The following is a 13,497-nucleotide window of genomic DNA, read 5'->3' as shown; positions in this document are numbered from 1 at the left end:
CGGCGCGCGGGTACGGTCGACCCGACCCGCCGACCGACTCACTCCCGCTGGGGCACCTGGTCGGCGACCTTGTGGAACCGCCAGCGGTCGTAGAGCAGGTCGACGTCGTCGCCGTCCACTCGGAACGTGGCCGGCTCCCGGTTACCCGCGTCGTCGAGCGCGTAGAACGCGTGCGGGTCGTCGTCGGTCGGCACGAGCGGCGTCGCGTCGCCCCCGAGTGCGCCGCCCGTCTCGAGCCGGAGCGTCCCCCCGTCGCGCGCGACGACCGCCCGCTTGATGCCGCGGTAGGCGGCGTACTCGCCGGTCAGACGGTCGAACCGGCGGCGGCGCTCGAAGAACGGCACCGCCTCGAACGGGTCCTCGCCGAGGGCGGCCGCGAACACGCCCTGTCCGAGCGACGCCAGCGGGTAGTCGGGCGAACTGTTCGCCGCGACGGCGACGCCGACCCCCTCGGCCGGACAGAAGCCGGCGTAGGCGCTGGAGACGGCGACCGACCCGGAGTGGCCGACGAGGGAGCGCCCGCACGTCTCGCGGGTACGCCAGCCGTAGCCGTACGGTCCGGCGGGCGTCTCGACGCTGCCCTCGTGCATCTCGTGCGCGGCGGCGGCGCTCACCACCTCGGTTCCCTCGAACCGACCCTCGTTCAGGTGCATCCGGAGGTAGTCGGCGAGGTGTTCGACGGACGCGAGCACGCCCCCCGCGGCGAAGCTCCGCTCGCGGGAGGGGAGCGACGCCGCGACGACGTCCCCCTCCTCGTGGAGGTACGGCGTCATGTGGTCGTCGTCCATCGCGAACCGCGACTCGTCGAACGTCGCGCGGTGCATCCCGAGCGGTTCGAACACGTGTTCGTCGACGTACGCCGCGAACGGCTTGCCCGTACAGCTCTCGACGACGCTCCCGAGCAGGACGTAGCCGGCGTTGCAGTAGGCGAACCGCTCGCCGGGCGGCGCGACCCGTTCGTCGGCGGCGTTCTCGACGTGCGCGCGGAGGTCGGCGTCGCTCGACAGCGCGATGGTGTCCGTCCGGCGACGGAGCCGTCGGCCGATGAGTGCCTCGCTCGACCCGAGCGACGGCAGCCCGGACGAGTGGGTCAGGAGGTGGCGGAGCCGTATCGGCTCGTCGAACCGGTCGTCGCCGAGGTCGAGAGCGAGGTAGTCGGTGACGGGGTCGTCGACCGACAGCATGCCCGCCTCGCGCAACTGCACGATGGCGAGCGCGGTGAACGACTTCGTGACCGAGCCGACGCCGTACAGCGTCTCCGGCGTCGTCGGTCGGTTGCCCGCCAGGTCCCGTGCCCCGAACCCCTCGGCGTACGCGAGGGCGTCGTCTTCGACCACCGCCACGCTCACGCCCGGCAGGCGGTCCCGACGCATCGTCGTCCGCACGAGGTCCCCGACGGTCGCCTCGCTGGTCGCGTCCATGGCGCCCGGACGGACGCCGCCGGGAAGAAGGCACCTGCCGCGCGGTGGCGCCGCGCGTCGCTCGTGCTGTTCGCGGCGCGTCTCGCCGTCTCGTAGCCGCCCGGGTCGTCCGGGTACGGGTGCCGAAACCCCGACCGTTTTACCGTCCGGGACCTCCCCTCGCGTATGCCCGAGACCGACGCCGACCTGTACGGCATGACGTGGGAGGACGCCGGCGAGGAACTCGCCGACGCCGACGCCGCCGTCCTCCCGACCGGGAGCCTCGAACAGCACTCGCTCCACCTGCCGCTGTCGGTGGACACGCTCCGCTCGGACCACCTGACGGCCGAACTCGTGGACGCCGCGCCGGACCACGGCCTCTCGCTCGTCCGCCTGCCCCCGCTCCCGTACGGCTACTCCGAACACCACATGACGTTCCCGGGCACGGTGACACTCTCGCAGGACACGTACAAGGGCGTCCTCGTCGACGTCGGCCAGTCGCTCGCGGCCCACGACGTGGAGCGGCTCGTGTTCGTAAACTGTCACGGCGGGAACACGGACGCGCTCAGCCTCGCCTCGGACCGCCTCAACCGCGACACCGACCTCACGGCGCACGTGGTCCACTGGACGAACTTCGCGCGCGAGGAACTCGAGGATCGGTTCGGCGAGGGGTGGGGCCACGCCGGCGACCACGAGACGAGCGTCGTCGAACTGTTCCGCCCGGACCTCGTGAAGACCGACGAGAAGGAGCCGCAGACGGTGAAAGAGCGGGCGGAGACGCGCTCGTACACGTACTTCAGCGACGTGACCGAACAAGGAGGGCTGGGTGACCCGACCAACTCCGACCCCGAGGCGATGGAGGACATCGTCGAGAGCACCACCGAGCGCATCCTCGACGCGCTGACGAGCGACATCGAGAACGGCTGGTGAGCGGGACGCCGGGTCCGGCGCCGGTTCTACGGGACACCGGGACGCACCCACACACCGGCCCCGACGTTAACCACACGGTCCCCGAGGTGCCCGTATGACCGGCGACCCACACCCGACTCCACCGGAACTGTACGACCTCCGGTACGCGGACGCCGAGCGGGGCGACGCGCCGTTCTACGTGGAACAGGCGCGCGAGGCCGACGGCCCGACGCTCGAACTCGCCTGCGGCACCGGCCGGGTCCACCTCGAACTCCTCCAGGCGGGCGTCGACGCGGACGGCGTGGACGTCGACGCCGACTCGCTCGCCCGCCTGCGCGAGAAGGCGCGAGCGGAGGGGCTGTCGCCCTCGGTGCGCGAGGGCGACATGACCGCCCTCGACGCGGACCGCGCCTACGGGCTCGTACTCTGTCCGTTCAACGCGCTCCAGCACGCGACGACGCTCGCCGACCTGCGCGCGACGCTCGCGGGCGTCCACGACGCGCTGGCGCCCGGGGGCCGGTTCGTCTTCGACACCTTCGTCCCCCGGTTCGACGTGATACGCGAGACGTACGGCGAGTGGGAGGAGGCGGGCGTCGAGTACGAGGGCCGCGAGTGCGCCGTCCGGACCCGGAGCCGCGTCACGAACCAGGTCGAGCAACTGTTCGCCGTCGAGACGGAACTCCGGACGCCCACGGGTGACGTGGTCCGCCGCGAGGAGCACGAACTGGCCATGCTCCCGAGACGGCTGGTCCGCCTGCTCGCGGACGAATCGCCGTTCGCGTCCGCCTCGGTCGCCGGCGGGTTCGACGGACGGCCCATCGAGGCGGGCGACCACACGCAGGTGTGGACGCTGGAGAAGGCGGCGGACGACTGCGAACGTCGGGACCGTCGCGCGTAACCCGGCCGAACGGAGCGGGGAGGACGAACGGGGGACGGGCCGGTGGTCGGCCCGGGGTGGCGTTTTACGTCCTCCCGGGCCGACTCTCACCGCGATGGAGGGCGTCCTCTGGTATCTGTTCGCCAGTTCACGGGGCGGCCCCAGCCGGGTCCGCATCCTGCGCGCCCTCGACGACCGGCCTCGGAACCCGAACGAACTGGCGACGGCCCTGGACCTCGACTACTCGACCGTCCGCCACCACCTGGACGTCCTCCAGCGGAACAACGTCGTCGAACGGAGCGGCGACGAGTACGCGGCGGCCTACCTCGTCACCGACCAGGTGCGCCAGCACTGGGACGTGGTCGAGCGCATCCTCGCCACCGTCGACGTGGACGGACCCTGAGTTGGGACGAACCTTGGAACAGAACTAACCCCACGCGGACGAACTGGAAACGGATGGCGCTGTGGCTCGACGCCGCCCGCGTGGCGGCCGGGGTGAACGTCCTGCTGCTCTTGGCTCTGGGAAGCGTCTGGCTCCGAAGCTACCGCCGCTACGGCGCCCGCCACACGCTGACGCTGCTGGTGGTCGCCGGGTTCCTGCTGGTGGAGAACGCCCTCTGGGTCTACTTCTACGTGTTCCACGAGGCGTTCGTCGGCTGGTTCGTCGCCGCCGGCACCGAGGTACAGGTCGGGCTCACTCTGCTGTGCGGACTGGAACTCGTCGCGCTCGCGTTCCTCTCGTATCTCACCTGGCAGTAGCCTCCCGGACCGTCGGCCCCGCACCGACTGTGTACCCACACCCCGGTTCCGGACGAATTTGGGACGAAGCTCGGAAAACTCTCTTTCCCGCCCCCGAGAAACGTGTTGACATGGCACACACGAGACGCCAGTTCGTCAGAGCGACCGCCGGGGGCGCGTTCGTCGGCGCGCTCGCCGGCGGTAGCGGGTCGGGCGGCGGGTCGACTCCGACGGAGACACCGGAGTCGACGGCCACCGAGACACCGACCGACACGGAGACGGCGACCGACACGGAGACGGCGACGGACGCCGGCACGGAGACGGCGACCGACACGGAGACGGCGACGGACGCCGGCACGGAGACGGCGACGAGCACCGGAACCGACACCGCCGCGACAGTGGCGGTTCGCTCGCTCGACTCCCTCGGCGACGTGCTCGTCGACGCCGAGGGGATGACGCTGTACATGTTCGACAGCGACGAGCGAGGTTCCGGCGCGAGCACCTGCACGGGCGGCTGTCTGGACACCTGGCCGGCGCTCACGGTCGAGGAGGAAGCGACGGCCGGTACCGGCGTGACGGCGTCGCTCTCGACGTTCGAACGCGAGGACGGGACCGTCCAAGTGGCCGCGAACGGCTGGCCGCTGTACTACTACGCCGGCGACCAACAGCCCGGCGACGCGGCCGGCCAGGCGGTCGGCGACGTCTGGTGGGTGGTGCGCCCGGACGGGACGCCGTTCCGGGGTGGGACGGGGACCGACACCGAGACCTCGTCGTACTGAGCCCCGCTGACGCGCCCTCCGAACCGTGTGGCCGTGCGGCGAACCCGGCGGGTCCGACGGGGCCGGAACGCTCGGGCGCGGTCAGACGTGTTCGTCGAGGAACGCCGCGATGGCCTCGAACTCCTCGATGAGGTTCTCGCGCGAGGTGGTGTGGTGGCCCTCGTCGTCGAACACGAGTTGCTCGACGGGGACCCCCCGCTCGCGGACCGCCTCGACCACCTGTTCGGCCTCTCCCACGGGTACCCGCGGGTCGTTCGCGCCGTGTTGGACGAAGAGGGGACACCGGACCTCGTCGATGTGGCTGAGCGGCGACACCTCCTTGAGGAACTCGTAGTCGTCCTCCAGCGAGCCGTACTCCGCCTCGCGGTGGCTACGCCGCCACTCGCCGGTGTTCTCGAGGAAGGTCGTGAAGTCGGCGATGCCCACGAAGTCCACCGCGGCCGCCCAGAGGTCGGGGTACTCGGTGATGGCCGCGAGCACCATGAACCCGCCGTACGAGCGGCCGTACGCGACGGCGCGCCCCTCGTCGACGCCGGGTTCGTCGGCCAGCCACTCGACGGCGGCGGCGATGTCCGCGACGGAGTCCATCCGCCTCTCCACGTCGTCGAGGTGGGCGTACGCCTTGCCGTACCCCGACGACCCCCGCACGTTCGGTTCGAGGACGGCGTACCCCCGGTTCAGGAAGAACTGCTTCGTCGGGTAGAACCACGGCCGGCGCTGGTGTTCGGGACCGCCGTGGATGTCGACGATGACCGGGACTGGGCCTCCGGCGTCCGCGTCCGCCGGGAGCGTCCAGTAGGCGGGTATCTCGCGTCCGTCGAACGTCTCGTAGTGGACGGTCTCGGGCGCGCGGAACGAGTCGGCCGGGAGGCCGTTCGTCCCGACGGGCGTCCACTCCGTCGCGTCGGTGTCGCCGAACGCGCAGACGTGGACGCCGTACGGGTCGGTCGGCGCGGTGTGGGTGTACGCGACCCGCTCGGCGTCCGGACCGAACGCGAACCCCTCGGCGATGCCGTCCACGTCGGGCGCCGGTTCCTCGGTGAATCCGGTACCGTCGAGCGTCCCCGCGGTGACCGACGCGTAGCCGCCCTCGTTGTGCGCGAGGACCGCCCGGCCCGTCGCGCGGTCGGACGCGAACGCGTCGACGTCCCACGCGTCGGTCCCGGGTCGGCCGGGCGCGTCGCCGTCGTCGCCGACGACCGGGTCCAGCGAGCCCGAGTCGAGGTCGAACCGCCCGACGTACGCCGTGTCGCTCCCGCGGTTCGTCACGCAGTACAGCCCGCCGTCGCCGTCGAAGTGGACGTGCGAGTACGTCGCCTCCTCGTCGCCCGAGAGCGTCCGCGCCTCGCCCGAGTCGAGGTCGAACAGCGACAGTTCCACGTCGTAGCTGGAGTGGGGCTTCGAGAGGGCGAGCCGTCGCCCCTCGGGGCCGAACGCCTCGACGTTGAGCCAGCCGCCCGGTCCCTCGCGGACCGGTTCGGGGTCGCCCGGGCCGTCGCCCACCGTCTGGACGTAGACGTCGAAGCGACCACCCTCCTCGCGGTTGGCGGTGTACGCGACGCGCTCTCCTTCGGGTCCCCACGCCCCCCACGCGTGCTTCGAGTCGAGGTCGTTCGTCAGCGGCGTCTCCGAACCCGTCTCGAGGTCGTAGTGGAACAGTTGGTCGCGCTCGTCGCTCCCGCGGTCCATCCCGAAGACGAACGCCTCGTCCGTCGGGGAGGCGGCGACGACCGAGACGCGCTCCTCGTGAGGGGTGAGCCGCTCGGGCCACGCGCCCGCGTCGTCGACCGTCCACACCTGCGGCGTCCCGGAGGTGTCCGCGAGGAACAGGAGGCGGCCGTCGGGCGTGAACGTCGGCGAGTCGACGTGGTCGACCGCGAGGTAGCGGGCCACGCCGTACTCGGTGGTGTCGGTCATGTCCCCACGCGGGGCGGCGCGGGCTAAAGGGTTGGCCACGCGGCGAGGTGCGAGCCGGCGGGCGGGGGACGACAGCGGGCTACGGGTCGGGCGAGGGAGTGGCCGTCTCCGTCGCCGGGGGGAGGAGGGGCCGGAATCACAGCGCCGCGAACCGTTCGAGGAACGCCGCGCTCGTCCGGACGCCGTTCTCGAAGCAGGTCACGTCGAGGTGTTCGTTCGGGGAGTGGTTCCCCTGGTCGGGGTTCGCGTACGGGACGACGAGCACCGGCACGTCCGCGAGCGCCTCGACGTCGCGGAAGAACGCCGCCGGGAGCGACCCCCCCAGCACCGGCAGTTCGACCGGGTCGGCGTCCCACACGGCCGCGAGCGCCTCGCGCACCGGGGCGGCGGCGGGCGCGTCGACGGGCGTCTTCATCGGCGGGAACGTCCCGCCCATCGTCACCTCGACGTCGGGGTGGACGGACGACACGTGTTCGCGGACGCGCTCGAACACCGTCTCGCCGTCCTGCCCGGGGACGAGCCGGCAGTCGCACTTGGCGGTCGCCTCGCAGGGGATGACCGTCTTTCCACCCTCGCCCTGGTAGCCCGAGTCGAGGCCGTTCACCGTGAGCGTCGGTTCGAGCAGGAGCCGCTCGTAGTACGGTCTCTCGGTCGCGAGGTAGGTGAGTCCGAGTTCCTCGCGGACGGCGTCCCCGTCGTCCGGGAGCGCCGCGACCAGGTCGCGGTCCGCGTCGCTCACCGCGACGTCGTCGTGGAAGCCGTCGACGGTCACCTCGCCGCCGTCGACCATCGACGCCAGCACCTCGGCGAGTTCCGTCGCGGCGTTGGGCACCGGCCCACCGAAGTTGCCCGAGTGGAGGTCGGCGTTCGCCGTCCGGAGGTCGAGTTGGAACGAGACGATGCCCCGGTTGCCGTACGCGATGGTCGGCCGCCCGGAGCGGTGCTGCGGTCCGTCGGCGACGTACACCAGGTCCGCGTCGGCCACCTCGGGCGCGCCGCCGTCGAGGTACGCCCGTAGCCCCTGACTCCCGCTCTCCTCGCCCCCCTCGACGAGCGCCTTCACGTTCACCTCGGGGAGCGCGCCGGCGCGCGAGAGCGCGTCGACGGCGAACGCGTGGCAGGCGAACTGGCCCTTGTTGTCGCCCGCGCCGCGGGCGTAGATGGCGCCGTCGCGGACCGTCGGCTCGAACGCCGGCGACGCCCACGCCTCGGTGTCCTCGGCCGGCTGGACGTCGTAGTGGCCGTAGAACACCACCGTCGGGGCCGACTCGGGGTCGGCCGCGAGGCGCTCGGCGTACACCAGCGGGTACCGCTCCGTCTCGATGCGGCGCGCGTCGAGGCCGTGGTCCGCGAAGAAGTCGCGGACCGCGTCGGCGCCTCCCTCCATCCCCTCGCCGGTCGTGCTGACGGTCGGACGGCGCAGCAGGTCGAACAGCGCCTCGCGGTAGTCGTCGATGGCGTCCGAGACGGCCGCGTCGGCGGCGCTCGCGTCGGTGCTCATACTCGTCCGTCGTCGTCCGGGCGCTTCGTCCTTGTGCAGGCGGTACGGCCGGCCGGCTTCGACCGCCCCGAACCACGAGCACCCGCGCGGGGGCGTCACCCGTGTCTCCACTCGGGTCGAATTCGTGTCGACCTGGGGGACCGTTCGGGAAGGGAATAAGACGCTGGGGGGACGCCTCCCTACCGTGAGCGAGCGACGACGGACGCGAGGCGAACGGGTATCGAGGTGGGCGACGCCGCCGGCTCGCGGCGGGTGCGCCCCGGCGACGACCGACCGGGAACGCCCATGAGGCGAGGGGTCGGCGCGGCGGTGGCGGCGCTCGTCCTGCTCTCGTCGGTCGCGGGCGTGGCGGTGGTCGTCGACGCCGCCCAGACGGACATCGCCATCCGCTCGGTGAACGCGTCGGTCGGACAGCCCGCACCCGACGAGCCGTTCGTGCTGTCCGTCGAGGTAGCGAACCTCCCGAACAGTTCCGGCCCGGTCCAGATAACCGACGTGTACGTCCGCTCGGGCCGCACCGAGTACGCCCGCGCGGAGAACCTCGGCTCCGTCTCCGCGGGCGAGTCGCTCACCGTCCCGCTGAGCGTCGAGTTCGACGAGACGGGGCGGAAGCGACTCAGCGTCTACGCGGTCGTCCGCGACTCCGACGGCGACTACACCCGCGTGAGCTACCCCCTGTACGTCGACGTGCAGGAACCCGACGAGGCGGTGGTGTCGTTCGCCGACCTCGACCCGGTCGCGGGCGAGCGGGGCGCGGTGAACGTGACCGTCGCGAACGGCGACGCGGGCACGCTCTCGAACGTCCGTCTCGAACTGGGCGGCGACGCCGTCGTCGAGAACCCCGAGCGCGTCAACGCCTCGCTTCGGGCGGGCACCCAGACGACCTACACCTACCAGGTGACGTTCCCCGAGACCGGCGAGCAGTCGCTGGAGGCGACGCTGACGTACAAGACGAGCGAGGGAGCCACCCGGACGGTCGAGTTCGGGACGACGGCCGACGTGGAGGCGGCAGCCGTCGACGCGGACCTGACGGCGAGCGCGACCGAGGTCAACGGCTCGCCCGTCGTCCGGGCGGCGCTCACGGAGTACGGCAACGTGGAACTGCGGGACGTGCAACTCCGCGCGGTCGTCGACGGCGAGACGGTCGCGCGCGCCCTCCTCGGGGACGTCCCCGAGGCGGGAACGCGGACGGCGACGCTCGACGGGAGCGACGTGCCCGCCGGCGAGGTGACCGTCGTCGCCGAGTACACCGCCGCCGGCGAGGCGGGGACCGCGAACGCGACCCTCCAGTACGCGCCGCGCGAGACGGCGAACGTCACCCTCACGGGGGTCGAAGTCGCCGCGGCGGGGTCGACACTCTCGCTGAGCGGCGACGTCGCCAACCTCGGGAGCGCGGACGCCGACTCCGTGCTCCTCGGCGTCGCCGACGCCGGGAGCGTCGGACCGACGTCGCCGGACGGGGAGTACTTCGTCGGCACCATCGAGTCGAGCGAGTTCGCCACCTTCGAGTTGACCGCGCGGACGGACTCGAACGCCTCCGTCGACAGCGTCCCGGTCCGAATCAGCTACGCCGCGGACGGCGAACGCGTCTCGCGTGTCGTCGAGGTGGACGTGAGCGACGCGTCGGCGGGCGTCGACGGGTCGGGCGCGCCGACCGGCGGAGGGGCCGGCCCGAGCGGCCCGGGCACCGTGGGCGGCCTGCCGCTGTCGGCCGTCGGAATCGTCCTCCTCGTGGTCGTCGCGGCGGTCGTCGGGGTCGGGGTCTACCGATGGCGCCGCCGGTGAGCGACCACGTCATCGAACTGGAGCGGGTCGTGAAACGCTACCGGAGCGGCGAGGAGACCATCGAGGCGCTGAAGGGCGTCGACTTCTACGCCGACCGCGGCGAGATGGTCACCGTCATCGGCCCCTCGGGGTCGGGCAAGAGCACGATGCTCAACATGATCGGCCTGCTGGACACGCCCACGGAGGGGACGGTCCGGCACGACGGCCGCGACGTGAGCGAGTTCACCGAGGACGAGTTGACGGAAGAGCGCCGGTCGGGCATCGGGTTCGTCTTCCAGAGCTTCCACCTGCTGCCGATGCTGACGGCCGTCGAGAACGTCGAACTCCCCTCGATGTGGGACACCTCCGTCGACCGGCACGACCGCGCCATCGACCTGCTCCGCCGGGTCGGCCTCGGCGACCGACTCGACCACACGCCGAAGCAGTTGTCCGGCGGGCAGCAACAGCGGGTCGCCATCGCGCGGGCGCTCATCAACGAACCCCACATCGTGCTGGCGGACGAGCCGACGGGGAACCTCGACCAGGACACCGGGCGGACGATACTCGACGAGTTGACCCGGCTGAAAGAGGAGGAGGACGTCGCCATCGTCGCGGTGACGCACGACGAGCAGATGGTGGGGTACGCCGACCGGGTCGTCCGCATCGTCGACGGGGTGATTCAGGGGGCCGAGGCGGTGACCGACGCGTGAGCGTCTCGGAGTGGCTCTGGCGGTTCCCGAGCGCGCTCATGGGGTGGCGCAACCTCGGCCGGAACCGCGTGCGGACGGCGCTGGCGGCGCTGGGAATCGTCATCGGCGTGGTCGCCATCGCGTCGCTGGGGATGGCCGGCGCGGCGATACAACAGCAGGCGACCGCGGACCTCGGGGGCCTGGCGAACCAGGTGACCGTCTCGGCCGGCGAGGACAGCGACACCGCCGGACTGACCGACGACCAGGTGGAGGAGATACGGAGCGTCGCGGGCGACGCGACGGTGGTCCCCCAGAAGTCGAACGTCACGACGCTCACCGGACGGGGCGGACAGGAGGTGCGCGTGAGCGTGACCGCGCTGACGCAGGCGAGCGCCATGTACGAGGTGTCGGCGGGGGAGGCGCCCGACCGCCTCCAGTCGGGGGCGCTCGTCAGCAACAGCACGGCGACCCGCCTCGGACTGGAACTCGGCGACCCCGTCGAGTACGACGGCCGGCTCTACCGGGTCCAGGGCGTCATCGAGTCCCAGCAGGGCGGGTTCGGCGGCCCGGGGAACACCCTCGTGTTGCCGCTGTCGGCGCTCCGCGGCCAGGAGTACTACACCTCGGTGACCGTCCTCACGGAGAGCGGCGAGGAGGCGACCGCCGTCGCGGACGCGCTGGAAGCGCGGTTCAACGAGGGCGACGACGAGGTGGTGAGCGTCACCAACTTCGGCGACATCCAGGAACAGGTCGACTCGTTCCTCGACACGCTCAACCTCGCGCTGTTGGGTATCGGCTCCATCTCGCTCGTCGTCGCGAGCGTCGCCATCCTCAACGTGATGCTGATGAGCACCATCGAGCGCCGCGGCGAGATCGGCATCCTCCGCGCGGTGGGCATCCGCCGGGGGGAGGTGCTCCGGATGATTCTCACCGAGGCGCTGCTGCTCGGCGTCATCGGCGGGCTGGTCGGCGCACTCGTCTCGCTCGGCGTCGGCCTGCTCATGTTCGACGTGCTGGCGGGCGACGCGACGCTCGTCTTCGGGTGGGCCAGTTCGCGCTACCTCGTCTACGGCTTCGGCTTCGCCGTCGCCGCCAGCCTGCTGAGCGGGCTCTACCCGGCGTGGAAGGCGGCGAACGACCGTCCGGTCGACGCGTTACGGGGGTGACGAGGAACGGCCCCGTGTGCGGGGCTCCCGAGAGGCCGGGGGTCGCCCGGGGCGACGCGCGTCGGGGGGAGAGGGGGTTACCCGTCGAGTTCCGCCCGGAGCCGCTCGTTGACCGTCGCCGGGTCGGCGCTCCCCCCCGTCTTGGCCATCACCTGCCCGACGAGGAAGTTGAGCGCGCCGCCCTCGCCGGCGTGGTAGTCCTCGACCGCGTCGGGGTTCTCCTCGACGGCCTCGCGCACGGCCGTGGCCACGGCGTCGTCGTCGGCCTTCCCCAGTCCCTCGCGCTCGATGATATCGTCGGGACCCAGCCCCTCGTCGAGCATCGTCCGGAGGACGGTCTCCTCGGCGTTCTTGGTCGTGACTTCGTCGGTGGCCACGAGTTCGACCAGCCGCTTGAACTCGTCGAGGCGGCCGGTGACCGACTCGATGGGGGTGTCGCGGTAGTTGAGTTCCCCGAGGAGGTTGTCGGCCACCCACGTCGCCGCGAGGTCGGGGTCGAACTCGGCCGCCACCTCCTCGTAGAAGTCGGCGACCGACTTCCGCGAGGTGAGCTTCGCGGCCGACTCGGCGTCCAGGCCGTACTCCGCGCGGAAGCGCTCGCGCCGGGCGTCGGGCAGTTCCGGGATGGCTATCTCGTCTTTCCACCCCGAGACGCGGAGCGGCGGCAGGTCCGCCTCGCGGAAGTAGCGGTAGTCCTTCTCCTCCTCCTTCGAGCGCATCGACACCGTGTTGCCGTGCGTCTCGTTGAAGTGGCGCGTCTCCTGTGCGACCGCCTTCCCGCGCCGGATGAGGTTCTCCTGCCTGCTCCGCTCGTAGCTCAGCGCGTCCTCCGCGCCGCGGTGGCTGGAGATGTTCTTCACCTCCGTCCGGTTGGCGTCCGCGAGCACCGCCTCGGAGACGGCACCGTCGGCGTCGAACTCGTCGGCGTCGACCATCGAGAGGTTGGCGTCGATGCGGAGGCTCCCGTCGCGCGAGGCGTCGAACACGCCGAGGTACTCCAGCACCTCCTCCAGTTTCTCGAGGAACGCGCGCACCTCGCCGGGGTCGCGGAAGTCGGGTCTCGTCACCACCTCCATCAGCGGCGTGCCCGCGCGGTTGTAGTCGACGAGCGAGTAATCCGCCCGGTCGACGGAGGTGGTCCGCACGTCGAGGTCCCCCGTGCCCTCCCTGACGTGCCGGAGGCTCCCGGGGTCCTCCTCCAGGTGCGCGCGGCGGATGCGCACCTCGTGGCGTTCGCCCTCGTGGGAGAACTCCAGCGTGCCGTCCGCACACAGCGGGGCGTCGTACTGGGTGATCTGGAAGTTCTTCGGCAGGTCGGGGTAGTAGTAGTTCTTCCGGTGGAACCGGGTCTCCTCGGGGATGTCCGCGTCGAGCGCCTTCCCCACCTTGACGGCCGCCTCGACGGCCGCCTCGTTCAAGACGGGGAGCGCACCGGGGAGTCCGAGACAGACGGGACAGACGCGCGTGTTGGGGGCCTCGTCCTCGGCGGCCTCGGTCGAACACCCGCAGAAGATCTTGGTGTCCGTTTCGAGTTGGACGTGGACCTCCAGCCCGATGACGGGCGCGAGGTCGACCCGCTCGGCTGCTCGTGCCATTGGCGCGGGCTTCGAGACGCCGGAGGTAAAGGCTAACGGAGCGGTTCACGCGAGCCGGGCCGGACCCGTCGGCGCACTCGAACTGCGTCAGGAACACGCCGAGCGCGACGAACAGCGCGAACGCCTCGACGGCGTCGCGGACTACGGGGGTGAACCCCGGCC

General features: G+C 71.7%; 12 protein-coding genes. 8 read left to right on the top strand and 4 right to left on the bottom strand.

Going from position 1 to position 13,497, the window contains the following annotated elements; genetic code table 11:
* Window positions 1–38 precede the first annotated feature (38 nt).
* A complete protein-coding gene (locus AC6RUA_RS10685) occupies window positions 39–1,421 on the bottom strand; it encodes a serine hydrolase domain-containing protein (protein WP_499812999.1) in 1,383 nt (460 codons plus the stop codon).
* A 165-nt stretch (window positions 1,422–1,586) separates the two neighbouring features.
* Here AC6RUA_RS10685 and AC6RUA_RS10680 point away from each other — a divergent pair, with 165 nt between their 5' ends.
* From AC6RUA_RS10680 to AC6RUA_RS10660, 5 genes are all read left to right on the top strand, one after another.
* Window positions 1,587–2,330, top strand: coding sequence for a creatininase family protein (locus AC6RUA_RS10680; protein ID WP_499812998.1), 744 nt, complete (start codon window positions 1,587–1,589; stop codon window positions 2,328–2,330).
* 94 nt (window positions 2,331–2,424) lie between these two features.
* Window positions 2,425–3,207, top strand: coding sequence for a class I SAM-dependent methyltransferase (locus AC6RUA_RS10675; protein ID WP_499812997.1), 783 nt, complete (start codon window positions 2,425–2,427; stop codon window positions 3,205–3,207).
* A gap of 94 nt (window positions 3,208–3,301) precedes the next feature.
* Window positions 3,302–3,589, top strand: a complete 288-nt coding sequence (locus AC6RUA_RS10670) for a winged helix-turn-helix domain-containing protein (RefSeq protein ID WP_499812996.1) — start codon at window positions 3,302–3,304, stop codon at window positions 3,587–3,589.
* A gap of 53 nt (window positions 3,590–3,642) precedes the next feature.
* Window positions 3,643–3,945, top strand: coding sequence for a DUF8036 family membrane protein (locus tag AC6RUA_RS10665; protein WP_499812995.1), 303 nt, complete (start codon window positions 3,643–3,645; stop codon window positions 3,943–3,945).
* Between the two features lie 110 nt (window positions 3,946–4,055).
* Entirely contained in the window at window positions 4,056–4,703 is a 648-nt protein-coding gene (locus tag AC6RUA_RS10660) for a COG4315 family predicted lipoprotein (RefSeq protein ID WP_499812994.1), read from the top strand.
* Window positions 4,704–4,784: 81 nt separating this feature from the next.
* Here the strand turns inward: AC6RUA_RS10660 and AC6RUA_RS10655 are convergent, their stop codons facing one another.
* Both AC6RUA_RS10655 and AC6RUA_RS10650 read right to left on the bottom strand, forming a co-directional pair.
* Complete coding sequence (locus AC6RUA_RS10655; RefSeq protein ID WP_499812993.1) at window positions 4,785–6,620, bottom strand: S9 family peptidase; 1,836 nt, start codon at window positions 6,618–6,620, stop codon at window positions 4,785–4,787.
* 136 nt (window positions 6,621–6,756) lie between these two features.
* Window positions 6,757–8,121 carry a M20/M25/M40 family metallo-hydrolase gene (locus AC6RUA_RS10650; RefSeq protein ID WP_499812992.1) on the bottom strand — a complete coding sequence of 455 codons (1,365 nt, stop codon included), beginning with the start codon at window positions 8,119–8,121 and terminating at the stop codon, window positions 6,757–6,759.
* A 225-nt stretch (window positions 8,122–8,346) separates the two neighbouring features.
* Between AC6RUA_RS10650 and AC6RUA_RS10645 the strand changes: the two genes are divergently transcribed.
* Genes AC6RUA_RS10645 through AC6RUA_RS10635 form a run of 3 tightly spaced genes read left to right on the top strand, consistent with a single transcriptional unit; the run spans window position 8,347 to window position 11,740 of the window.
* The gene (locus AC6RUA_RS10645; protein WP_499812991.1) at window positions 8,347–9,906 is read left to right on the top strand and encodes a COG1361 family protein; all 1,560 of its coding nucleotides are present in this window, start codon (window positions 8,347–8,349) and stop codon (window positions 9,904–9,906) included.
* Complete coding sequence (locus AC6RUA_RS10640; RefSeq protein ID WP_499812990.1) at window positions 9,891–10,595, top strand: ABC transporter ATP-binding protein; 705 nt, start codon at window positions 9,891–9,893, stop codon at window positions 10,593–10,595. Before AC6RUA_RS10645 ends, AC6RUA_RS10640 begins: the two co-directional genes overlap by 16 nt.
* Window positions 10,592–11,740, top strand: a complete 1,149-nt coding sequence (locus tag AC6RUA_RS10635; RefSeq protein WP_499812989.1) for an ABC transporter permease — start codon at window positions 10,592–10,594, stop codon at window positions 11,738–11,740. The genes AC6RUA_RS10640 and AC6RUA_RS10635 overlap by 4 nt, the downstream gene beginning before the upstream one ends.
* 77 nt (window positions 11,741–11,817) lie before the next feature.
* Here AC6RUA_RS10635 and gatB read toward each other — a convergent pair whose 3' ends face one another.
* Window positions 11,818–13,335 (bottom strand): Asp-tRNA(Asn)/Glu-tRNA(Gln) amidotransferase subunit GatB, encoded by a 1,518-nt coding sequence (gatB, locus tag AC6RUA_RS10630; RefSeq protein ID WP_499812988.1) that lies wholly within the window; start codon window positions 13,333–13,335, stop codon window positions 11,818–11,820.
* Window positions 13,336–13,497 lie beyond the last annotated feature (162 nt).

It is taken from the genome of Halorarum sp. SLYT50, from assembly GCF_059821265.1.
The sequence above is the reverse complement of the archived record's forward strand: the minus strand, read 5'-3'. Positions and strand labels throughout refer to the sequence as shown.

What these genes read in the sequence shown, in the direction of transcription:
- AC6RUA_RS10670 (WP_499812996.1), top strand. Translation starts at nt 3,302, where the DNA reads ATGGAGGGCGTCCTCTGGTATCTGTTCGCCAGTTCACGGGGCGGCCCC.
- AC6RUA_RS10655 (WP_499812993.1), bottom strand. Translation starts at nt 6,620, where the DNA reads ATGACCGACACCACCGAGTACGGCGTGGCCCGCTACCTCGCGGTCGAC.
- AC6RUA_RS10685 (WP_499812999.1), bottom strand. Translation starts at nt 1,421, where the DNA reads ATGGACGCGACCAGCGAGGCGACCGTCGGGGACCTCGTGCGGACGACG.
- AC6RUA_RS10640 (WP_499812990.1), top strand. Translation starts at nt 9,891, where the DNA reads ATGGCGCCGCCGGTGAGCGACCACGTCATCGAACTGGAGCGGGTCGTG.
- AC6RUA_RS10660 (WP_499812994.1), top strand. Translation starts at nt 4,056, where the DNA reads ATGGCACACACGAGACGCCAGTTCGTCAGAGCGACCGCCGGGGGCGCG.
- AC6RUA_RS10680 (WP_499812998.1), top strand. Translation starts at nt 1,587, where the DNA reads ATGCCCGAGACCGACGCCGACCTGTACGGCATGACGTGGGAGGACGCC.
- AC6RUA_RS10650 (WP_499812992.1), bottom strand. Translation starts at nt 8,121, where the DNA reads ATGAGCACCGACGCGAGCGCCGCCGACGCGGCCGTCTCGGACGCCATC.
- gatB (WP_499812988.1), bottom strand. Translation starts at nt 13,335, where the DNA reads ATGGCACGAGCAGCCGAGCGGGTCGACCTCGCGCCCGTCATCGGGCTG.
- AC6RUA_RS10665 (WP_499812995.1), top strand. Translation starts at nt 3,643, where the DNA reads ATGGCGCTGTGGCTCGACGCCGCCCGCGTGGCGGCCGGGGTGAACGTC.
- AC6RUA_RS10675 (WP_499812997.1), top strand. Translation starts at nt 2,425, where the DNA reads ATGACCGGCGACCCACACCCGACTCCACCGGAACTGTACGACCTCCGG.